Source organism: Legionella donaldsonii (assembly GCF_900452385.1).
Classification (GTDB): Bacteria; Pseudomonadota; Gammaproteobacteria; order Legionellales; family Legionellaceae; genus Tatlockia; species Tatlockia donaldsonii.
In genome coordinates this window covers 2,231,216-2,250,774 of record NZ_UGOA01000001.1, presented here as the reverse complement: position 1 = coordinate 2,250,774, position 19,559 = coordinate 2,231,216, and the positions used below count along the sequence as shown (strand labels likewise).

Sequence of the window (19,559 nt, the reverse complement as noted above, 5' to 3'; positions counted from 1 at the left end):
TTAGTTGACTGTTTTAAAAACTAGCATGGGCTATTTTTCACGTCAATGTCTCAACGTAACGAAACTAAGATCAATGACTGCATTTAACTCTAGACCATAGCTGTATTGACTGTCGTTAGCTTTATTTCACTTGCGTGTGACTAAAAAAATAGTTCAGGGAATTAATTATTGGTTTTGCTTCTTTAAGAATGCTTTTAAACTTTAAATCAGCATGCTCAAGCAATTTAGTAATTAATAAGCTATTTTTTATCTGATACTTATTAAGATGCTGCGATAAATCAACACTGTTTTTCGGGGAAAAAATGTCATCATGGAGTGAGTGAATAATAGTCACATTTGCATCTATTTTTGTAATGTGGTCTTCATATTGTGCTCGCTGTGAAATATCAAGAAAGAAAGGTCTTATTGAATCGGTGATAAATCCTTTTTTTCCTAAAAGCCTAACTAAAGAATATAAAGTGCTCCTTCGTGAAGATTCCTGATTAATAAATTTCAGCACATCTAGTCTTATTTCTTCTTCTTTTTTATTTTGAAAGCAAAAAGTGATCGCTTGATTCAGTAAGTTTATATCATCACCAGTCGATTCATTTTTCTCGTGCATATATTGACTGTGAAGGAGCATTTTTAACAGCACAAGTTGAGCATAGAAGCTTTTGGGTGACTCCAGGATTTCTGCAAAGCTATTTTGAGCAGAGAAATAAGGACTAATCAGACAAAGCGATTTAATTTTCGGTTTCAGTGGTTCCTTAGATGCCAATTTGCTCATGAATAGGCAAGAGGTTGAAGGGCCAAGAAAAGAATAATAGCCATTTATTTCGGTTGTCGTGATGGATAAATGATCTAAAAAACGGGTAAGCGAATCAAAATCATATTCAGTTGTAGATCGAAGTTCTACATAAGCAGGTATACGCGGAACCAGGCAAGTAAAACCAATCGCTACGAGAGCCCCCACTAATTTCAAGATGCGAGTATCGTTATTCCCCTCCTGGTTAAGGCCGTGAAATACAACAATGGTACCACGTCTCAGTTTCTGATCCGGCTGTGAATAAAAATCTGCCTCCGATTGGTCATGGCAGAAATGCTTTTTCGTCATTGATAAGGTATTTTTTTTAGCTAAAAAAAGAAGAAATTTAATAGAGTCTTTAGTTAAAAATACACTATCAATTGACATAGCCTTTCTGTCCTGTGAGCTGCAGTGGTTAATAACGATAGTTCAAGCGGTTTTCAAATCAATAACATTAAGATATTAAGACAAAGTAAAAACAAGATAAAGATGATTTTACGAATTTTAAAAAATATAACATTTTGATTTATAAATAATATTGAAATTTTTTATTGAAGAATTAAGGAGTTATTCTCGCTTGAAAAGTAAATGATTCCTACTAATATTTATAAATATAGGTTAATTATTTTACAGAGTGAATTTCTGTGAAATACGGCATAGGAGATACGGAAATGAGTAATTTATCAAAACGAAAAGGAGATATTTCCAGCACAGCTGAATCTTTATTGAGTCCGTTTAGAGGCCTTCATCAAGAAGTTAATAGAGCCATGAGTGATTTGTATAATTTGTTCGAATCCAGCAACTTGAATTTAGAACATTTTCACAACCTAAGACTATCTCCAGCAATGGATATCATTGAAGATAAAGATTGTCTTAAAATTGAAATTGAAATGCCAGGCATGGATGAAAAAGACATTAAAATTTCTATTAGTGATAACGTAATAACTATTCAAGGTGAAAAAAGTACATCTAAGAAAGATGAAAATAAAAATTATCTGAGCCGTGAAATCAGTTATGGACGTTACGATAGAACCATTACTTTGCCTCAGTCAGTTGATGTTGATAAAGCGAAAGCGTCTTTCAAAAAGGGTATGTTGTGGGTAACGATACCTAAGAAAGCTGAAAGTAAAGGAAAGCTTCGTGAACTCAATATTAATAAGGAATAAATAAGAAAGCTTTCTCTCCTTCAGTATCTTGCTGAAGGAGAGCTTTTTATTTTGATTTTCGGTTAGTTATCTTCATCATCCCAGCTGAGAGTTCCGCCGGCTTGATATTCAATCACGCGAGTTTCAAAGAAGTTTTTCTCTTTTTTGAGATCCATCATTTCACTCATCCAGGGGAATGGGTTTTCAGCACCAGGGTATTGTTCTGGTAAACCAATCTGGCTAAGGCGACGGTTAGCAATGAAATGTAAATACTCTTCAAACATTTCTGCGTTCATGCCCAAAATGCCATGTGGCATGGTATCTCTAGCATATTGATATTCCAACGCTACACCTTCTTTAATCAATTGGATGATTTCCTCTTTAAAATCAGGCGTCCACAAGTGAGGATTTTCAATTTTTATTTGGTTAATGACATCAATACCGAAATTCATATGCATGGATTCATCACGCAAAATATATTGAAATTGCTCAGAGGTACCGACCATTTTATTACGTCTGCCCATAGACAGGATTTGTGTGAAACCAACATAGAAGAAGATACCTTCAAAAATCACATAGAAGGCAATCAGATCTCGTAATAATCGTTGATCATCCTCTGGTGTTCCCGTATGGAAATTAGGATCACTCAAGCTTTGGGTAAAAGGCAGTGCCCAAGCAGCTTTTGTAGCAACAGAAGGGATCTCGCGATACATATTAAATACAGCAGCCTCATCCAGTCCCAAACTTTCGATAATATATTGATAAGCGTGAGTGTGAAGAGCCTCTTCGAAGGCTTGACGTAACAGGTATTGACGGCATTCTGGGTTAGTAATGTGACGGTAAACAGCCAAGACCAGGTTATTGGCTACCAAAGAATCAGCTGTTGAGAAGAAGCCCAAATTGCGTAAAACAATCAATCGTTCGTCTGCAGTTAAACCATTAGGATCTTTCCATAAAGCAACATCAGTGCTCATATTGATTTCATTGGGCATCCAGTGATTAGCACAGGCAGTTAAGTATTTATCCCAAGCCCAAGTATATTTAAAGGGAACTAATTGGTTTAAATCAGCTCGGCAGTTGATAATTTGCTTGTCATCAACATGAATGCGGCCAGCCCCCATTTCTAAGGCTTCCAAGCCGGTAGCACCCATAGGATTGGGTGCTTTCATCGTTTCTAAAGTGGTTATTGACATCAAATTCTCCTCATTATTGGCAAGCTTCGCAGTCAGGATCCAGAATAGAGCATACTTTAGGTTCTGCTTCTATCTTGACTGCATTAAGTGCCCCGTCAGTGACAGTGGATTTTTCTGCATTACTAGCACCCAGGCTACGTAGATAGTAGGTTGTTTTCAAACCGCGTACCCAAGCAAGTTTATATAATTGATCAAGCTTTTTACCGGATGGCTGAGCCATGTATATATTCAGCGATTGGGCCTGATCAATCCATTTCTGGCGACGAGAAGCAGCCTCTACTAGCCACATGGGATCAATTTCAAACGCCGTTGCATAACGTGCCTTTAGTTCAGCAGGAATACGACTGATAGGTTGTACGCTGCCGTTGAAATATTTCAAATCATTAACCATGACTTCATCCCAAAGGCCGAGTGCTTTCAAATCAGCAACCAAATAAGGGTTAATCACTGTAAATTCGCCAGACAAATTAGACTTCACGTAGAGATTTTGATAAGTCGGCTCAATCGATTGTGATACACCACAAATATTGGAAATAGTGGCCGTTGGAGCAATGGCCATCACATTAGAGTTACGCATTCCCTGAGTACGTACCTTGACTCGTAAATCTTCCCAATCCAGATGTTGTGAACGATCTTGCTCAAGGTATTTGTTACGAGTTTGTTGTAACAAATTAATGGAATCAATAGGTAGAATCCCTTTGCTCCATAAAGAACCCTCATAACTTGAATAACTACCTCGTTCTTTCGCTAATTCACAGGAGGCTTCAATGGCGTAATAACTGATTAATTCCATTGATTCATCAGCGAATTCAACAGCTTTTTTAGAGGTATAATCAATTTTGAGTGCATAAAGCGCATCCTGGAAGCCCATTAAACCCAGGCCAATTGGACGATGCTGCAGGTTAGAGTTGCGGGCTTGTGGGACAGAGTAATAATTAATGTCAATCACATTATCAAGCATGCGAATAGCGGTAGTGATGGTACGCTTTAATTTTTCACGATCCAGTTTGCCATTATGGATATGGGCAGGCAAGTTAACACTACCTAGGTTACAGACTGCAATTTCATCCTGTGACGTATTGAGTGTAATTTCCGTACACAGATTGGAGCTGTGAATGACTCCCACGTGCTGCTGAGGTGAGCGCAGATTGCATGGATCTTTAAAAGTTAACCATGGATGACCGGTTTCAAATAACATGGAAAGCATACGGCGCCATAGTTTAAGGGCAGAAATTCTTTTAACATTTTTAATTTCACCACGTTGCGCCTTTTCTTCGCATTGAGTGTACAGGGTTTCGAACTCGCTTCCGTAGGCATCATGCAACTCAGGAACTTCATCGGGGGAGAATAAAGTCCATTCACCATCTTCATGCACACGCTTCATGAATAAATCAGGTATCCACAGGGCCGTGTTCATATCATGCGTACGGCGTCTGTCGTCACCGGTATTTTTACGTAATTCAGTAAACTCTTCCACATCGCGGTGCCAGCATTCAAGATAGGCGCAAACAGCCCCTTTACGCTTACCACCCTGGTTTACAGCAACAGCTGTTGAGTCAGCAACTTTTAAGAAAGGTACAACACCTTGCGATTTACCATTCGTGCCTTTGATATGTGCCCCCATGGCGCGAACAGGAGTCCAATCATTGCCAAGCCCACCAGCAAATTTAGACAGCAGCGCATTATCCTTAATTGCACTGTAAATGCCATCCAGATGATCAGGGACTGTGGTCAAATAGCAGCTTGATAACTGGGGTCTGACTGTACCCGAGTTAAAGAGTGTCGGAGTAGAGGACATATAGTCGAAAGAGGATAACAATAGGTAAAATTCGATTGCTTTATCATCTTTGTTTTGCTCACGAATCGCTAAGCCCATCGCTACACGCATAAAGAAGGCCTGCGGTAATTCATAGCGGACACCCTGTTCGTGAATGAAATAACGATCATAAAGCGTCTGCAGGCTTAAATAGGTGAATTTCATATCGCGTTGGGGTAACAATGCTTTTGCCAGCTTATCCAAATTAAAATCAGTCAATTTGTGTTCGAGCATGCCTTGGTTGATACCTTGGGCAATGTAGGCCTTGAAGTACGCAGGATAGAGGGCTGCCATTTCATCGAAGGTTGCTTCTGTTTGTATATTTAATTTATTTAATGCTTCAGCACGTAAACTGTCCAGGAGTAAACGAGCGCTGACGTAACTATAATTAGGCTCTTTTTCTACCAGGGCACGAGCGGCCATAATTAAGGCTTTATGAACGTCCTCCAATTTGGCCTGATTATAAAGGTTACGCAGGGCATCTTTAATAACAGGCTCTGCTTTAACATTATCCAATTCACGGCAGGCTTCGGCAACAATAGTATCTACACGCGCCATATCCAAAGGTTTCAATTCACCATCAGGCATAGTGATGAGCGGCACCTTGTTATCACTGGCTTGTTGTTTTAGAGCGGTTTCTCGGGCTTTACGGTGTTCTTCACGATAGAGCACATAAGCACGCGCAATTTTGTATTGACTGCTACGCATTAAAGCCAGTTCTACTTGATCTTGGATGTCTTCGATATGAATACTGCCGCCGCTTGGATGACGACGTTTAAAGGCTTGAGTAACCCGTTGAGTGATTTCATCAATTTGCTGATGAATCCTATTCGATGCTGCTGCATTGCCGCCTTCTACAGCAATAAATGCTTTAGTAATGGCAACTTTGATTTTGCTATCATCATAGCTAACAACTTTGCCATTGCGTTTTATGGTTTTCAGCAAACCTGGTGCTGTAGCGGTCAATTCCAGTTGACTTGTTTGCGGTACATCTTTTACCGACTCAAGAATCTCAGACATGTTTTCTCCACGGTGTTGTTTGGCCACCCAACTAATTTCAATCCTTAAGATTAGTTGGATCCATATTTAAAAATATAGAATAAATCGTTGCTGAATACAATCTTAAATACACCATATCTGGTGGTATTTTTGTTTTAAAAAAACAATATATTGTGTTTTTTGGAAAAATCAAGAGAACAAAGTGGGAGTAAGCTGTGGATAAGATGTGAGAGTATTGTTAACAGCTTTTTGCAGCGAAAAGCAATTGTTTGAATTTTCAGTTAAAACCCCGCCAGGGATTTTCCAGAATAGAAAATGCTTATTCTTAAGCTAAAATAATTTAAACCATTAGGCAATGGCAATGATTGTAAAGTGGAAGGCAAGAGAGATTTTGCTATAGTTGAAAAGATATTTAAACGAGGGTGGCTTAAAGTTCACTTAAGGAAATAACGATGAAAGCTAAAGACGATTCCAATCATTTTAATAATTTTGCAAAGCGGGTTTCACATGCAGTTGGACACTCCGGGTCTTTTATAATTGCATTGAGTTTAGTATTGATTTGGCTCGTTACAGGCCCTTTATTTCATTTTTCCGATACATGGCAGCTTATAATTAATACTGGGACAACCATTATTACCTTTTTAATGGTGTTCTTAATTCAGAATACGCAAAATCGTGATACGAAAATTCTTAACTTAAAAATTGATGAATTAATCAAAACGAAAAAAAATGCGCGTAATTCTATTTTGGATTTGGATAAATTATCCGATGAGGATTTAAAAAAATTGGAAGAAGAATATAAAAAACTATGTAAAGACAAGTAAGAATTAATATGTTTGACACAGTTCTATAGATGTAGAGAGTACGTTACCCTTAAATTATTATTAATATGAAGGCCTCAATTTTTTTCATCTCGAGGTGTTTTTCCATTCAAAGTTGATGTAATCATCAATTAATCGTTTAATTTCTTTTTTGGCTCCAATTTTTGTAGGGTGTTCAGTATGAAATTTCTGTAATAAGCAGGGATTACTTGAATCTTTGGTGTAAAAGAAGACTTCACCTTCAGCGTGGTACAGATTACTCTCCGTGGGTTTTATATCATAACAACCCCTAAATCCCTTTGAAGTATATTCTCTCATCACTTCTTTTCCTTACCAGTAATTTGCGGAGAGAAATCTGTGATAGTTAAACGTATTAAGCTCCTTTTTTACCTCCATGATCCTGTTTGTTTACAGTTCGCCAGGCACGTTCTTCAGCTTCTTTTTTTGATACACCTTCTTTACGGTATTTTTCTTCAATATGATGGGCTTGGCGTTTTTGCTTGTCGGTATATTTTGACTTATCTCCTTGTGGCATTTTAATCTCCTTATTAGACATTTTCTTATCTTAATTATAGACAATGGCTTTCTGTGATTAATTTTCGAGATTTTTTGCTTTAAATGCCCAGTGAGTTCTATTTAATAAATTTCTTGCTAAGAGTAGCTAAAACTGTAAGGAATTCTATACGAATGATGTACCTAAGCATATTTTTTATAAAGCTCCCTTTGGTACTTTCCCAACCGATTATAAAGGCAGGTAGAAGGCCAATGAGGGCATCAGTAGAGTGGATAAAGCTCGTCAAACAATGGTAATGCTTTCGCACTTTAATTTGTTGTTTATGTAAATTCCTATCTAGTTTTTCAATTTTGATAATCAGTTGCTTTCGGGAGTTTTTCATGGGTATTCTGCCTGGCAAAATAAGCTCTTGTTTTCTTGAAACTCATTTTTTCTAAATTGGATCTTAAATATCTTGCTAATAGAAAAGAAACACCAAGGTTAAATAATAAGACCATAGAAATGCCAAAAAAGGCATTACCAACAAGTTGGGTCAAGAAATATCCAAACAACAACATGGCTGATAACCACAGCGTAGTGAGTGTAATTAATAACAGACATACATTAATTAACAGAGGATAAATACTTAGCCCTGCTAATTTTGCCTCTAATTTAATAAGACGAGAGACTAGTTTAAAAATGCGTATTTTCCCTGAAACTAGTCCCTCTAAGTGTTCAATAATATTCATTTATTTTTTAATATGAGAGAAAGCAAAAAACCTACCCCACCTGCTATTAATAAAGAGGTTAGTGGATTTTTTTGTACTTTCTTCAAAAGCTCGTCGGAATACCCCTTAAGTTCATCTTGTACGTCTTCCAATTTATTTAAGCCTTCTTCATAAACGTCATTGGCCAGTTTTTTCCCTTCGTGTAATAAATGATTTGCGGCCTCGCCAACATGAGCTTTACTACGGCCATTATGTGCGCTTTCTTTGAGAGAGGGCTTTTTATGTGCATGTGCAGCGGTGGTTCGTTTCGTTTCCATGTCTATTTACCTCCTTGGTTATTTATCATTAAGCATAGTTTAAAAATAGCCATAAGAGTAAATTACAAACAATCTGCGTCCATTGAGGTATGAAAGCTGTTGCTACTCTTGCCTTTTATCTCTCTTTTGGCAGTCCGTTAAATTGTCACCTATAGTTTAAATATTCCATTTTTAAACAATGCTTCATACCAGATAAGGAATTTTATGATTAACAAGGGAAAGGCGAAAACACCTGAAAATAATTCAGAACAATATATTCCTGGACAATGGTTCAATACCATGAAAATGTTGGAGAATAATCCTTGGCTTGAACTGCAGATGACTTTAATCAATAAACAAATTCAGTTCTTGAATACGTTTGCCAATAGTATGTGTAGTTATTTCAATTCTGCTAATAAACTGCTTGATAAATGGATAGAACTTCCTACAACCAATATTGTGCAAGAAAATATAAATAATATAGCTAAATCCATGAATTTACCGACGAATTCCGCTATATTACCGCTGCTGGGGAAAGCGATATTTGAACCTACTACAGATATGGATCCTATGCAAACTATCTTGGATATCGTGCAATCTCCTTTAATAACGACAACGAAACCTAAAAGCAAGAAAAAGAATAAGAAATGACTTATTAAATAGAATAAATTATTACATCTGTCGCTAATTTTTGTTAAAAGAGCAATAGTCATCTATAGTATAAAGAGGATCAACTATTAACCAAATTTAATGAATAGAAGTAGTTTTTGAATGGTTTTGCTGCTTTTACTCTAGTAAAATCAAAAAGTTAATTTATATGTTTAATTTGGAAGAAAGTATCATGGAAAGATATTTGAGAAAAGGGCTTCCGAATCTTTATCACCAGCATTTTGGATAGTACAGGAATGGTTTCTTTTTCAACAGCACTAACAAATGATCAAAGGGTCTGGTGCACAAAAAACTGAGGAAACAAACTAAAGCATAATAAAGAATGGATAGTTTTTAAGAAAGGAGAAAAAAATGCTGAAATATATTATTGCCTGGCTACTAGGAGTGCCTATCAGTATATTGATCCTCATTTGGCTGGTTTCTCATATTTTTTAATCTCTAACCACCATGAGGAACATAACTGTAACATAGGAGTGCACTATGAAGCAGAAAAGGCCTCAACAACAACCGCCGCAAGAACAAAAAAAACAACCCGGTATTGAGGCTAAAATGCGGCCTCAACCTGAGTATTTATCTGCAGATTACCAAGGAAGTGATAAACTGCTCGGTAAAACAGCCTTGATTACAGGTGGTGATAGTGGCATCGGTCGTGCCGTCGCTTGCGCTTTTGCAAAAGAAGGCGCGGATGTGATTGTCCATTATTTAAATGAGCATCAAGACGCTGAAAAAACCAAACAATTAATCGAAGCGATAGGCAGGCATTGTTGGCTCATGCCAGCTAATTTAAAGACTTATGGTGCCTGTAAGAAATTGGTCACTCAGGCTGAAAAATTAGTTAAGCAGATCGATATTTTAGTGAATAATATTGCAGAACAGCATCCACAAGATACTTTGGAGGAAATAAGTTGTGAACAGTTAGAACGGACTTTTAAGACTAATTTCTTTTCTTATTTTTACATGATCAAAGCCTTATTGCCTCATTTGAAAAAAGGAAGCGTGATTATTAATACTACCTCTGTAACAGCATACAAAGGAAATGATCACCTAATTGATTATTCCGCAACTAAAGGCGCTATCATTGCCCTTACTCGCTCACTTGCGCAAAACCTTATTTCGCGCGAGATTCGTGTCAATGCTGTGGCGCCAGGCCCTGTTTGGACTCCTCTGATTCCAGCAAGTTTTACAGCAAAGCAAGTAGCAGAATTTGGTCAACAAGTACCAATGAAACGGGCCGGGCAACCTGCAGAAATTGCTCCGGCTTACGTATACCTTGCCTCGAACGACTCATCCTATATGACTGGCCAAGTGCTGCATCCTAATGGTGGAGTCATCGTTAATGGCTAATTACATTGAATGGTTAGCATTATAATATTTTACATAGGCTTCATTATCATAAAATAAAAAACAATCAGTAAGCTGATAAAAGCAGGCCATCCTAAAAAAAACCACCAGCGAAAATAGTAATGGTACTCTGCTGGAAGAGACGTTTTATTTTTAATGCACATTATGATGATGTCGCGTAGTTTTATTTGAAAATAAACCACAGGAAACCAGCAACAAGCGGTAAAGGTATAGCCTGTTATAGCCCCCCAGATCCACAGGGATTTAAAGGAGTACCCTGCCAGGTAGATCATCCAAAAACCTGTGAGGGCTTGTATAAAGCCCGAGATACCAGTAAATAGCCAATCTACTAATACGACATATTGATTACAGACTGCCATGGTCGATATGTTTTTTGTAGAGTGCCCATAAAGCAAAACACAGGCAGTACCAAGTCCGGTACCAAATAATAGGGTAGAGCTTAAAATGTGAATATACTTTAGCCATAAATAAAGCATGCATTGTCTCCAAGGATCAAAATAAAAGAATACTATCAAAAGAACAAGGAGCAAGCTTGTATGAAACTCTCCACTACTGTTACCGATTGAGCCTATTAAGTTATCAGTTTTGGGGAGTGGAATAATTGTACTGTTGCTTTATTAAATTGAAGACTATCCTCTGGTTTTCGCATCGTTAAAAGATGCTTGTCACAAAAAAGCTGCTTCCTACAATCCCTTCTCTATCGTATTAAGAAGATCCCCGTTGAAGAAATTTTAAAAACCATCATTCTCTTCATCATAGTTATCAACTTTTTTTTCTAATTTCGGAGGGTCGTCGGTGAAAAAAGGGCGTTTTTTAATTGGATCACGACTTAGGTGAGATTTATGGTTAGGCTTTTCCAACTCACTGCCTGCTAAAGCACTCTTCTTTTCCGTCCCTTGGCTTTTATTTTTTCTGTCAACGGCATGAGGTTGTGGATTTTTGCTCGTCTTGTTCATAACTACCTCCATGTAGTAATTAATTATAGACAAACATGAAGATTTAAATACAGGCTGGTAATTTTAGAATGGTAAATAGCCCTTTCGCATCAACGAAAGGGCTTAAAGTAACAAGTTAATCCTCCCGGCAACAACTCATTCCCCAGCAAGCACCAAAACAGCAGGATAAGGCACTGATGAAGAATAGAATAAAGACACAAAATACACTCCAAGCCGTTGTTTCCGTCGGCGCCGTTACATTCATCGCTTTTTGATGAATGTTCTGATGATGAGAAGCAGGAGAGACAGTGGCGGCGGATACCACCTTGCCAGTATCCATTGATTTCTTAGTGATTACTGAAATCGAAGGAGAAGCCATTTTTGTATAATTGGTTACATGATGGGTAAGAGGCATGGTAATTAAGGCCGATAGAATTAAGGCCAAAGTCCAGGTACTAAAACCATACAGGATACCGAGATTTCTCTGAGGACAATATAAGCGTCCGAGATAACCTGCTGCATACCCTGCAGCTAGCATAGCGGCAATGATACCGATAAGAATTCCAAGCATGCCTCCAATGACTACAGTACTTGCTCCTGCATCGCTCATTGTAAAAGCACTCAAGCCTATAGCAAGTCCAAAAAGATTTAAGAGGAAATTCAGTCCTACTGCTACTAAGGCCCCAATGACAATGGCAGACCATGAAATGCGCTTGTAGGTGTGCGAACAATGCGAATGCTCTGTTACTACTACAGATTCTTTAGCCATTATAACTCTCCTTGTTTAATGAGATATATCAAACATGGGATATTAACCAAATTAAGATGAGTATGCTTATTGGGACACCCAAAAGCCAACCGATCAAATAACCCATTTTATCTCCCTATAAAATCATTATTTTAATTTTTATTATTTTGTTAAAAGATTATCCTTTGGTAATTGCAGGATTCTCTCTTAAGCATAGCTTATTTCAAGCTTAACAATAGTAAAAAGGTAGAATGATTGAAAGGCGGACCATTTCTTATTAACAAATTTGACAAGCAATTTTAGTGAGCTAATCTTTGATTGTGCAGTGCACACAAGGAGATGACCATGCATGAACAAATGGAACAGTGGAAAAATAGTGTCCGTAACTTTCAACAACCTTTACAAGAAATAATGGCCCTTAATCTTAAGACTCTGCAAAATATGTCTTATCTGAGGCCAGAAGAGCTCACGAAGCTTCGAAGACCCGAAGAGCTTCTGGAGCGTAATATTCACGTATTGATAGAAAATAGTCATAAAACCTTAAATTACATGGAAGAGGCTTTTCATATTTTTGAAAAGCACATGCTTTCCGCGGCTAGCAATGCCAGGAAATTGGGTGAGCAAAGTCTACGACAGGCAGGTATTAAACGTAATTAACAGAATAGCGTGACAGCTCCTGGAGAGATATTCCGTCTTCAAAGCAAGACGGAATACCTATTTCTATTCAACTTAAATAGAATAAATTTGATAGAAACTGGTTCTTTCTATTCAAGATTTGGTATATTAAAGCCTCTTAATTCAAGTTAATCGACTATGACTCGACTCTCAAAGCCTTACAGAAAGCTATGGCGCTCTCGTAGAGAAAGAAAAATTGCGGGGATATGCGGAGGATTAGGCATTTATTTTAATATGGATCCATTCTGGATTCGGTTTATCTTCGTTATTTTTTTTCTTTTAGGTGGTTCAGCACTGTTAGTCTATCTCATTATGTGGATTTTGATTCCCTTGGAGCCGACCGATTGGCGATAAACCGATAGTACTTCATTCTAATTGATCTAAGCGTAAAGATTGTTTTATTTCCCAAAAACTATGCCAAGGATCTTTTTGTAGATGACTAAGTCTTTTAGTGATTGTTCTTATCGTATAATAAGTATCCATAATATCATTAGTCAATTCATCCCAATGTAGGGGAGTCGCTACGGGAGCGTGTATCCGTGCGCGAGTTGAGTAGACAGCTATGGCTGTTGCACCTCGTTGATTACGCAAATAATCAATAAAAATTTTCCCTTTTCTTTGGGTTTTTGACATCTTGCCAGTATAGTTTTCCGGACTAATTTGTTCTAAAAATTGGACAAATACCTGGGCGAAATTTTTAACCTTATCCCATTCATATTCTGGTTGAATAGGTACAACAACGTGAAGGCCTTTACCTCCCGTTGTTTTAACAAAGGATTTTAATTTAAACTCACTCAAATGTTTTTTTATTTCAAAAGCTGCTTCAACAACCTGTTTCCATAAAATGTCGGGAGCAGGATCCAGGTCAAAGACTAAAATGTCTGGGTATTCCAGTTTTTCAATACGACTTCCCCATGGGTGAATCTCAAGTGCTCCCATTTGTATCAAGCTGAGTAACCCTTCTACATCATCCAGGTAAATATAATTCTCACTTTTCCCCTGATTAATATTCGCTATTTCAATCGGATGCAGTGCTGTGAAGCTAGTTTCATTGAGTTTTTTTTGATAAAAACAATCTTTATAGGTTGTTGGACAGCGTACTAACGTCAAGGGGCGTTTTTTAATAAAGGGAAGAATAAAATCAGCAATATCAAGATAATAGTTAAAAAGCTCTCTTTTACTAATTTTATCTTCTTTATAGAGAATTTTATTTGGATGCGTTAGTTTTATATTAAGAGAGTTTTGCTTTTCGAGTGCGATCTTTTGTTTATTAATTTTATCCACTGGTTTCTCCACTTCTTTTATAATGTCCCTGGCTTTCTTGTCAAAACGTAATCCTTTAAAACTTGGATGGCGTAAACGTCCCTCTTTTGTCCATGCAGTAAACTCAACTTCGGCAACCAGTTCTGGTTTTACCCAAGTGGCAGTCGTAATACCTGGTGGTTGTGAATTAAAAGGGTTTTTAGTAACGATGCGCTGTTTTAATTTTTCATAGATTTCCCTTAAGGAGGCCTCGCTAAAGCCTGTGCCAACATTGCCACTGTAGATAAAATGTCCCTTTTTATCGTAGAGCCCTAAAAAGAGCGAACCAAAGCAGCTTCGTGAGTTTTTCGGTGGACTAAAGCCTCCAATAATAAATTCTTGCCGTTTTAGGCATTTAATTTTTAACCAGGATTTAGAGCGTTTGGTCACGTACTTACTTGTTGCTAATTTTGAAACAATCCCCTCTAAACCAAGATCACAGGAATAAGCAAAAATAGCTTCCCCATGTCCGAGAATGTAATCACTAAAATGCAAATGAGGGATTTCAGGGGTTAGTAATGGCTCTAATAGTTTTTTCCTTTCTAAAAGAGGAAGAGAGCGTACATCCCATTTATCATAATAAAGCAGGTCAAATACGTAATAAATAAAGGGAGGGTTGTCGTCAGAGTCCAAGGCGTTTTGTAATAATTGAAAACTGGATCTATTGTGCTCATCAAAAAGTACAATTTCGCCATCAAGAATGAGTTTTGTTACAGGTATTTTCTCAACCGCTTTGATGATAATTTGAAACTTACGAGTCCACTCTATATTGTTGCGTGACATAAGACGGACGTGTTTACCATTCTTAAAAGCAAGAATCCGATAACCATCTAACTTAATTTCATGCAACCAATCTTCACCTGATGGTGGTTTATCCACTAGAGTAGCTAATTGTGGTGAAATGGTCTCTGGCATGTTAGTGGATGGCAGATCAATATTAATTTTTTTAAGGTTTTTTTTTAACCCAGTCTTTGTCCAAACAGCTTGATAATTTTTTTCAATTTCTTCTATTGATTGTTGGCTAAGAACACTCTTGTTTTTTTGGGTGGTAATATCATCATCTTCTCGGGCATAACTGTCCTTATATTTAATAAGAAACCAGGATTTATCTTCTTTTTTAAAACGAATTAAATCCCATCGCCCCCCGAGTTTTTCTGCATGTAACTCAAAACGCAGATGCCCTTTTTTATAAGCTTGCAGAGGATTTTTATCCAGCGATTCCCATTCCCCTTTGTCCCAGAGCATCACTGTACCTCCACCATATTCCTCTTTAGGAATAATGCCTTCAAAAGTGCCATATTCAATTGGATGATCTTCTACGTGAATGGCTAAGCGTTTAACAGAGGGATCTAGAGAGGGCCCTTTGGGAATAGCCCAACTTTTAAGAACGCCCTCTAATTCGAGTCGAAAATCGTAGTGAAGGTGAGAGGCAGCATGTTTTTGAATATAAAAACGTCGTTGCTTTTTTCGGGATATTTTTCCTTTGGGCTCGGGTGTTTTACTAAAATCTCTTTTTTGGTGGTAATGTTCCAAGCTCATTAGACTACTCCCTCTAAGAAAAAGCCTGCCTCATAGACAGGCTAACTGAGTGCTGCAATTATTGTGTATTCGTGTTAGTTCCATTATTGGTGTTTGTTTCAGGGTCGTTAGTAGAGCCAGGAACTGAATTAGGATTAGGGTTGACTCCTGTATTTGTATCAATTCCAGATGGGGAATTTGTATTATTATGAATAGTGGTTCCTGTATTAGTATCCCCTCCTGTATTAGTGCCAGTGCTGTTATCAATTGGGGTTTCAGGATTGGAGTTGATAGTTGTATTCGTGTCTGTTCCCGTACTGGTTCCAGTTCCTGTGCTAGTGTCTGTTCCTGTGCTAGTGTCTGTTCCTGTGCTAGTGCCCGTTCCTGTGGTAGTGCCCGTTCCTGTGGTAGTGTCTGTTCCTGTGCTAGTGCCCGTTCCTGTGGTAGTGTCTGTTCCTGTGCTAGTGTCTGTTCCTGTGCTAGTGTCTGTTCCTGTGCTAGTGTCTGTTCCTGTGCTAGTGTCTGTTCCTGTGCTAGTGTCTGTTCCTGTGCTAGTGCCCGTTCCTGTACTTGTTCCGGCAGATGCATATAAGGTGGAAGAGGCTAGCATGGCTAATATTAAAAATATCCTTTTCATGATTCTCTCCTAAATTTAATATCTATTTAATTAATAGTCCTAATTAAAGGAATAGGACAATAAAATTACGAATGCAATTTTCTTTATTTTTTTATGAGAAAAAAATTATTTTTTTTCTTTTTAATTTTAATGGATTACTAATTTTAAGTTTATTTTAAGCAAATTCACTCCTATTGTTTTTACGATATTTTTTATGTAAAGAGGTGTAATTATTATTTTTATAAATGGGTGAGTTTTAGTCATTAAAATAGGGAGGCCTATAATTAAATAACGTGTAAAATTGGGAAATGCTATGAAAGCTATATGGAAAGGGGATATTTCTTTTGGTTTGGTTACCATTCCGGTCCAGATTATTTCTGTTGAAGAAAAAAAGGATTTGCACTTTCATCTATTGGATTCGCGCGATAAATCGCGTATTCGTTATAAACGAGTTAATGCCAATACGGATAAGGAAGTACCTTGGGAGAAAATTGTAAAAGGCTATGAATTTGATAAGGATAAGTACATTATTGTGGATGAGGAAGCGTTTGAAAAAGCCAGTCCTGAAGTTTATAAGTCCATTGATATCGAAGAATTTATTGAGTTGGCTGAAATTGACAACTTGTATTTTGATAAGCCCTATTATGTTATTCCTGATTCTAAAAACCAAAAAGCCTATGTTTTGTTACGCGAAGCATTAAAAAAAACCAAAAAAGTTGGTGTGGCAAAAGTTATTATCCGCACCAAAGAATATTTGTGCTTAGTGATGCCGCATGATCACGCTTTAGTACTCAACCTGATTCGCTTTCAACAGGAAATACGTAAAGAAGAGGACTTGGAAGTTCCTACTGAATCACTGAAATCCTATAAAATTTCAGATCGTGAAATAAAAATGGCTGTTGATTTAATTAAAGACATGACAACGACCTGGAAACCTGAAAAATATCATGATGAGTACCAAGAGGCTTTATCGCAGTGGCTTGATAAAAAGACGGCGGAAGCTGAAAAAGCAATGGGTACCAAGACGAAAACCCGTAGACGAAAACCCGATGATGTCATCGATTTTATTTCCTTATTGAAAAAGAGTATGGGGAAAGATAAGAATAAAACCTTACAGAAAAAAGTAGCTGCTAAAGCTAAGAAAAAAGCTTGATGTAGTTAGGTAACATTTTCGGCGCATTAAAACTCATCATCCCACAGGCTCAATTGTCGGGATGTTAGGTTTTTCCTCTGGGTAAATTTTTTTATCTCCAGGTTTGGTTCTGCTGCACCATTTAAACCAAAACGCTTGCAAGCCAAATGAAATCGGGTTGCTAAAAGTTTGGCATATTCTCCCTCTCCACGCATGCGCGAGCCAAAAGCGGCATCGTAGTCTTTACCTCCGCGCATTTGACGAATAAGACTCATAATGTGTTTTGCCCGTTGAGGAAAATGATTGGCTAGCCATTCTTTAAATAAATCGTTTACTTCATGAGGCAATCTGATTAAAACATAACTCGCATGTTTAGCTCCTGCTTGTGCTGCAGCCTGGATAATTTTTTCCAGTTCTACATCATTAATCATTGGAATGACAGGAGCTACCATCACTCTTACCGGTATTTGGTTTTCTGATAAATGTTTGATAAGTTTTAAGCGGCCGGCTGGCGCTGTAGTCCGAGGCTCCATAATATGTTTTAAATGGGTGGAAAGGGAGGTAACACTGACTGCAACCTTGACAAGGTTTTGTTTAGCCATTGCTGTGAGAAGATCCAAATCACGTTCAATAAGTGCATTTTTAGTGATAATAATGACTGGATGTTGATAATGATTTAATACTTCCAAAAGACTGCGAGTCACTTTGAGTTTGGCTTCTGCTGGCTGATAAGGATCTGTATTTGCACCTAAAACAATAGGTTTACACTGATAGTTTGATTTATTAAGTTCTTTTTCTAACAGAGTTGCTGCGTCAATTTTGTAAAAAATTTTAGTTTCAAAATCGAGGCCTGGCGATAGGTTGACATAAGCATGACTGGGACGAGCATAACAGTAAATACAACCATGCTCACAACCACGATAGGGATTAATAGATTGCTCAAAGCCAAGGTCGGGAGAATCATTGCGGCTAATAATTGTTTTAGCGGTTTCCGGCAATAAGAAGGTTTCTATAGCGGGAAGCGTTTCTTCCTCAAGCACCCAGCCGTCATCAAAATTTTCATAAGTGCTAACCTCAAATCGTCCTTCAGGGTTACTGAGCGCACCACGATTCTTGTGGGGGGGATTTGGCTTCATAGCTTGGAGTATTTAATCAGTTGGATTTTATTTTATCATGATGAAAAACTTGGGAACAGAATAATCTCTCCTTATGAAGGATGGGCTGAGCAGCGTAAATTTCCCCATCTAGTAAGGGATTGTCTGTAAGGCGACGCTCTCAACCTAGTATTTAGCAGTTGCATCACTGGCAGGAAAGGTATCTTCTATTAACTTATCCAATTTTCTTTCCTTTTTTTTACGTTTTTCTTTGGCAGTATCATCCCTGCTAGAATGATGAGGTTTCTTGATTGATTTAGCACCTTTCATGACTCCTCCTTTTTCCTTGGTATCTCAATGTTATCTTAAGTATAGTAAATGCCTCTTTAAGAGGCGGTATTATTTTGCGGGGAAGGCTTGGATTGGCGGTGTTTTACATCATAAACAAGGGAGTAAACAGCAATAGCAGCGAGAAGATGTTTCAAAGTATGTCCGCTTATTGTCTCGAAGGTAAAATGATAAATGATTTTATCCAAGCCTTCAGTTATTTTGGCCAAACCAAACAAAATGAAACAGGTTGTAAGATAATAGTTGCGCACATAGGATGAGGGAAAAAAGAATAAAATAAATATAATCATTACCAGAGGATAGCCCTGCGACCAAATATATAAGCGCATATCTCCCTGTCCCCACAGCTCGCTAAGCTCCCATTGCAAGGTACAAAGGGTTGCCAGCAAAATAAGGGGGAATAATAGATAAAAGCCAATCGAGCGATTGACCCGCTCTATAAAGATGGCCGCAAAAAATGACATTAAAAGCATGCCCATCGGGGCTCGATCCCAAAACAAGGTATAGTTATTGGGGTGTAAATGATAATAGATCGAACCTAAGCCTGTTAAGATCGTGCCAATAAATCCAATGAGGTAGGCCCATTTTGCTTCTGGAGTGAGTGCGCATTGAGTTGGAGTAGGTTGGTGAATGGTTTTAATACCTAGATAGCCCACAATAATAAAGGCTAGATTGGACATCACATCAGAAAAATTACTGATGTAAAATAAAGTGCGTTTATCTGCAAAATCATGGTAGCTAAAGGGTTGCGCAAAGGGAGGAACCAAACTAAGGGCAAGCGCTGTAACCACTGTAAAAAGCAGAAGAAAGCTGGCAGTTTTATGTGGAAAATTCTTCTGACTCATCGCTTATTAACCTGATATAGGATGAAAGAGCTAAGCCAAT

The 19,559-nt window shown here is 37.7% G+C and carries 21 protein-coding genes; 7 read left to right on the top strand and 14 right to left on the bottom strand.

The genetic code is table 11. The annotated features are described in order from the left end of the window. Positions 1-121: 121 nt before the first annotated feature. On the bottom strand, positions 122-1,171 hold the full coding sequence (locus tag DYC89_RS10170) for an alpha/beta fold hydrolase (protein WP_115221680.1): 1,050 nt from the start codon (positions 1,169-1,171) through the stop codon (positions 122-124). A gap of 284 nt (positions 1,172-1,455) precedes the next feature. On the opposite strand from DYC89_RS10170, the gene DYC89_RS10165 reads away from it, so the two are divergent. Beyond that, the gene (locus DYC89_RS10165) at positions 1,456-1,950 is read left to right on the top strand and encodes an Hsp20/alpha crystallin family protein (protein WP_115221679.1); all 495 of its coding nucleotides are present in this window, start codon (positions 1,456-1,458) and stop codon (positions 1,948-1,950) included. Positions 1,951-2,012: 62 nt separating this feature from the next. Here DYC89_RS10165 and DYC89_RS10160 read toward each other — a convergent pair whose 3' ends face one another. Together DYC89_RS10160 and DYC89_RS10155 are read right to left on the bottom strand one after the other, a co-directional pair. Then, on the bottom strand, positions 2,013-3,122 hold the full coding sequence (locus tag DYC89_RS10160) for a ribonucleotide-diphosphate reductase subunit beta (RefSeq protein WP_115221678.1): 1,110 nt from the start codon (positions 3,120-3,122) through the stop codon (positions 2,013-2,015). Positions 3,123-3,135: 13 nt separating this feature from the next. Next, on the bottom strand, positions 3,136-5,958 hold the full coding sequence (locus tag DYC89_RS10155) for a ribonucleoside-diphosphate reductase subunit alpha (protein WP_115221677.1): 2,823 nt from the start codon (positions 5,956-5,958) through the stop codon (positions 3,136-3,138). A 431-nt stretch (positions 5,959-6,389) separates the two neighbouring features. Here DYC89_RS10155 and DYC89_RS10150 point away from each other — a divergent pair, with 431 nt between their 5' ends. After that, a complete protein-coding gene (locus tag DYC89_RS10150; protein ID WP_115221676.1) occupies positions 6,390-6,761 on the top strand; it encodes a low affinity iron permease family protein in 372 nt (123 codons plus the stop codon). A gap of 370 nt (positions 6,762-7,131) precedes the next feature. Here the strand turns inward: DYC89_RS10150 and DYC89_RS16510 are convergent, their stop codons facing one another. From DYC89_RS16510 to DYC89_RS10130, 3 genes are all read right to left on the bottom strand, one after another. Beyond that, a complete protein-coding gene (locus DYC89_RS16510; RefSeq protein WP_181879376.1) occupies positions 7,132-7,293 on the bottom strand; it encodes a hypothetical protein in 162 nt (53 codons plus the stop codon). A gap of 323 nt (positions 7,294-7,616) precedes the next feature. Further along, positions 7,617-8,000, bottom strand: a complete 384-nt coding sequence (locus DYC89_RS10135) for a hypothetical protein (RefSeq protein ID WP_115221673.1) — start codon at positions 7,998-8,000, stop codon at positions 7,617-7,619. Continuing rightward, positions 7,997-8,296: a hypothetical protein gene (locus tag DYC89_RS10130; protein ID WP_228364861.1), complete on the bottom strand. Its 300-nt coding sequence runs from the start codon at positions 8,294-8,296 to the stop codon at positions 7,997-7,999. The genes DYC89_RS10135 and DYC89_RS10130 overlap by 4 nt, the downstream gene beginning before the upstream one ends. 204 nt (positions 8,297-8,500) lie before the next feature. On the opposite strand from DYC89_RS10130, the gene DYC89_RS10125 reads away from it, so the two are divergent. Together DYC89_RS10125 and DYC89_RS10120 are read left to right on the top strand one after the other, a co-directional pair. Continuing rightward, entirely contained in the window at positions 8,501-8,926 is a 426-nt protein-coding gene (locus DYC89_RS10125) for a hypothetical protein (RefSeq protein WP_115221672.1), read from the top strand. A 498-nt stretch (positions 8,927-9,424) separates the two neighbouring features. After that, the gene (locus tag DYC89_RS10120; protein ID WP_115221671.1) at positions 9,425-10,288 is read left to right on the top strand and encodes an SDR family oxidoreductase; all 864 of its coding nucleotides are present in this window, start codon (positions 9,425-9,427) and stop codon (positions 10,286-10,288) included. Between the two features lie 29 nt (positions 10,289-10,317). On the opposite strand, the gene DYC89_RS10115 is transcribed toward DYC89_RS10120, so the two are convergent. From DYC89_RS10115 to DYC89_RS10105, 3 genes are all read right to left on the bottom strand, one after another. Next, on the bottom strand, positions 10,318-10,782 hold the full coding sequence (locus tag DYC89_RS10115; protein ID WP_115221670.1) for a DUF2269 family protein: 465 nt from the start codon (positions 10,780-10,782) through the stop codon (positions 10,318-10,320). Positions 10,783-11,037: 255 nt separating this feature from the next. Beyond that, positions 11,038-11,262, bottom strand: a complete 225-nt coding sequence (locus DYC89_RS10110; protein WP_115221669.1) for a hypothetical protein — start codon at positions 11,260-11,262, stop codon at positions 11,038-11,040. A 115-nt stretch (positions 11,263-11,377) separates the two neighbouring features. Next, on the bottom strand, positions 11,378-12,010 hold the full coding sequence (locus DYC89_RS10105; RefSeq protein ID WP_115221668.1) for a hypothetical protein: 633 nt from the start codon (positions 12,008-12,010) through the stop codon (positions 11,378-11,380). A gap of 324 nt (positions 12,011-12,334) precedes the next feature. On the opposite strand from DYC89_RS10105, the gene DYC89_RS10100 reads away from it, so the two are divergent. Beyond that, positions 12,335-12,646 carry a phasin family protein gene (locus tag DYC89_RS10100; RefSeq protein ID WP_115221667.1) on the top strand — a complete coding sequence of 104 codons (312 nt, stop codon included), beginning with the start codon at positions 12,335-12,337 and terminating at the stop codon, positions 12,644-12,646. Positions 12,647-12,802: 156 nt separating this feature from the next. Next, on the top strand, positions 12,803-13,018 hold the full coding sequence (locus DYC89_RS10095; protein ID WP_115221666.1) for a PspC domain-containing protein: 216 nt from the start codon (positions 12,803-12,805) through the stop codon (positions 13,016-13,018). A gap of 12 nt (positions 13,019-13,030) precedes the next feature. Here the strand turns inward: DYC89_RS10095 and ligD are convergent, their stop codons facing one another. Beyond that, positions 13,031-15,505, bottom strand: a complete 2,475-nt coding sequence (gene ligD / locus DYC89_RS10090) for a DNA ligase D (RefSeq protein ID WP_115221665.1) — start codon at positions 15,503-15,505, stop codon at positions 13,031-13,033. 58 nt (positions 15,506-15,563) lie between these two features. Further along, positions 15,564-16,121 carry a hypothetical protein gene (locus tag DYC89_RS16505; RefSeq protein ID WP_181879375.1) on the bottom strand — a complete coding sequence of 186 codons (558 nt, stop codon included), beginning with the start codon at positions 16,119-16,121 and terminating at the stop codon, positions 15,564-15,566. A gap of 292 nt (positions 16,122-16,413) precedes the next feature. Between DYC89_RS16505 and DYC89_RS10080 the strand changes: the two genes are divergently transcribed. Beyond that, positions 16,414-17,253 (top strand): Ku protein, encoded by an 840-nt coding sequence (locus DYC89_RS10080; RefSeq protein ID WP_115221664.1) that lies wholly within the window; start codon positions 16,414-16,416, stop codon positions 17,251-17,253. 26 nt (positions 17,254-17,279) lie between these two features. Here the strand turns inward: DYC89_RS10080 and DYC89_RS10075 are convergent, their stop codons facing one another. From DYC89_RS10075 to DYC89_RS10070, 3 genes are all read right to left on the bottom strand, one after another. After that, entirely contained in the window at positions 17,280-18,368 is a 1,089-nt protein-coding gene (locus tag DYC89_RS10075; RefSeq protein ID WP_115221663.1) for a PA0069 family radical SAM protein, read from the bottom strand. 144 nt (positions 18,369-18,512) lie between these two features. Beyond that, entirely contained in the window at positions 18,513-18,656 is a 144-nt protein-coding gene (locus tag DYC89_RS16500) for a hypothetical protein (RefSeq protein WP_181879374.1), read from the bottom strand. A gap of 56 nt (positions 18,657-18,712) precedes the next feature. Then, a complete protein-coding gene (locus DYC89_RS10070; RefSeq protein WP_115221662.1) occupies positions 18,713-19,519 on the bottom strand; it encodes a ceramidase domain-containing protein in 807 nt (268 codons plus the stop codon). Between the last annotated feature and the right edge of the window lie 40 nt (positions 19,520-19,559).

What these genes read in the sequence shown, in the direction of transcription:
- DYC89_RS10095 (WP_115221666.1), top strand. Translation starts at nt 12,803, where the DNA reads ATGACTCGACTCTCAAAGCCTTACAGAAAGCTATGGCGCTCTCGTAGA.
- DYC89_RS10155 (WP_115221677.1), bottom strand. Translation starts at nt 5,958, where the DNA reads ATGTCTGAGATTCTTGAGTCGGTAAAAGATGTACCGCAAACAAGTCAA.
- DYC89_RS10080 (WP_115221664.1), top strand. Translation starts at nt 16,414, where the DNA reads ATGAAAGCTATATGGAAAGGGGATATTTCTTTTGGTTTGGTTACCATT.
- DYC89_RS10150 (WP_115221676.1), top strand. Translation starts at nt 6,390, where the DNA reads ATGAAAGCTAAAGACGATTCCAATCATTTTAATAATTTTGCAAAGCGG.
- DYC89_RS10115 (WP_115221670.1), bottom strand. Translation starts at nt 10,782, where the DNA reads ATGCTTTATTTATGGCTAAAGTATATTCACATTTTAAGCTCTACCCTA.
- DYC89_RS10100 (WP_115221667.1), top strand. Translation starts at nt 12,335, where the DNA reads ATGCATGAACAAATGGAACAGTGGAAAAATAGTGTCCGTAACTTTCAA.
- DYC89_RS16510 (WP_181879376.1), bottom strand. Translation starts at nt 7,293, where the DNA reads ATGCCACAAGGAGATAAGTCAAAATATACCGACAAGCAAAAACGCCAA.
- DYC89_RS10160 (WP_115221678.1), bottom strand. Translation starts at nt 3,122, where the DNA reads ATGTCAATAACCACTTTAGAAACGATGAAAGCACCCAATCCTATGGGT.
- DYC89_RS10170 (WP_115221680.1), bottom strand. Translation starts at nt 1,171, where the DNA reads ATGTCAATTGATAGTGTATTTTTAACTAAAGACTCTATTAAATTTCTT.
- DYC89_RS10120 (WP_115221671.1), top strand. Translation starts at nt 9,425, where the DNA reads ATGAAGCAGAAAAGGCCTCAACAACAACCGCCGCAAGAACAAAAAAAA.
- ligD (WP_115221665.1), bottom strand. Translation starts at nt 15,505, where the DNA reads ATGAGCTTGGAACATTACCACCAAAAAAGAGATTTTAGTAAAACACCC.
- DYC89_RS10130 (WP_228364861.1), bottom strand. Translation starts at nt 8,296, where the DNA reads ATGGAAACGAAACGAACCACCGCTGCACATGCACATAAAAAGCCCTCT.
- DYC89_RS10135 (WP_115221673.1), bottom strand. Translation starts at nt 8,000, where the DNA reads ATGAATATTATTGAACACTTAGAGGGACTAGTTTCAGGGAAAATACGC.
- DYC89_RS10075 (WP_115221663.1), bottom strand. Translation starts at nt 18,368, where the DNA reads ATGAAGCCAAATCCCCCCCACAAGAATCGTGGTGCGCTCAGTAACCCT.
- DYC89_RS16500 (WP_181879374.1), bottom strand. Translation starts at nt 18,656, where the DNA reads ATGAAAGGTGCTAAATCAATCAAGAAACCTCATCATTCTAGCAGGGAT.
- DYC89_RS10105 (WP_115221668.1), bottom strand. Translation starts at nt 12,010, where the DNA reads ATGGCTAAAGAATCTGTAGTAGTAACAGAGCATTCGCATTGTTCGCAC.
- DYC89_RS10110 (WP_115221669.1), bottom strand. Translation starts at nt 11,262, where the DNA reads ATGAACAAGACGAGCAAAAATCCACAACCTCATGCCGTTGACAGAAAA.
- DYC89_RS16505 (WP_181879375.1), bottom strand. Translation starts at nt 16,121, where the DNA reads ATGAAAAGGATATTTTTAATATTAGCCATGCTAGCCTCTTCCACCTTA.
- DYC89_RS10125 (WP_115221672.1), top strand. Translation starts at nt 8,501, where the DNA reads ATGATTAACAAGGGAAAGGCGAAAACACCTGAAAATAATTCAGAACAA.
- DYC89_RS10165 (WP_115221679.1), top strand. Translation starts at nt 1,456, where the DNA reads ATGAGTAATTTATCAAAACGAAAAGGAGATATTTCCAGCACAGCTGAA.
- DYC89_RS10070 (WP_115221662.1), bottom strand. Translation starts at nt 19,519, where the DNA reads ATGAGTCAGAAGAATTTTCCACATAAAACTGCCAGCTTTCTTCTGCTT.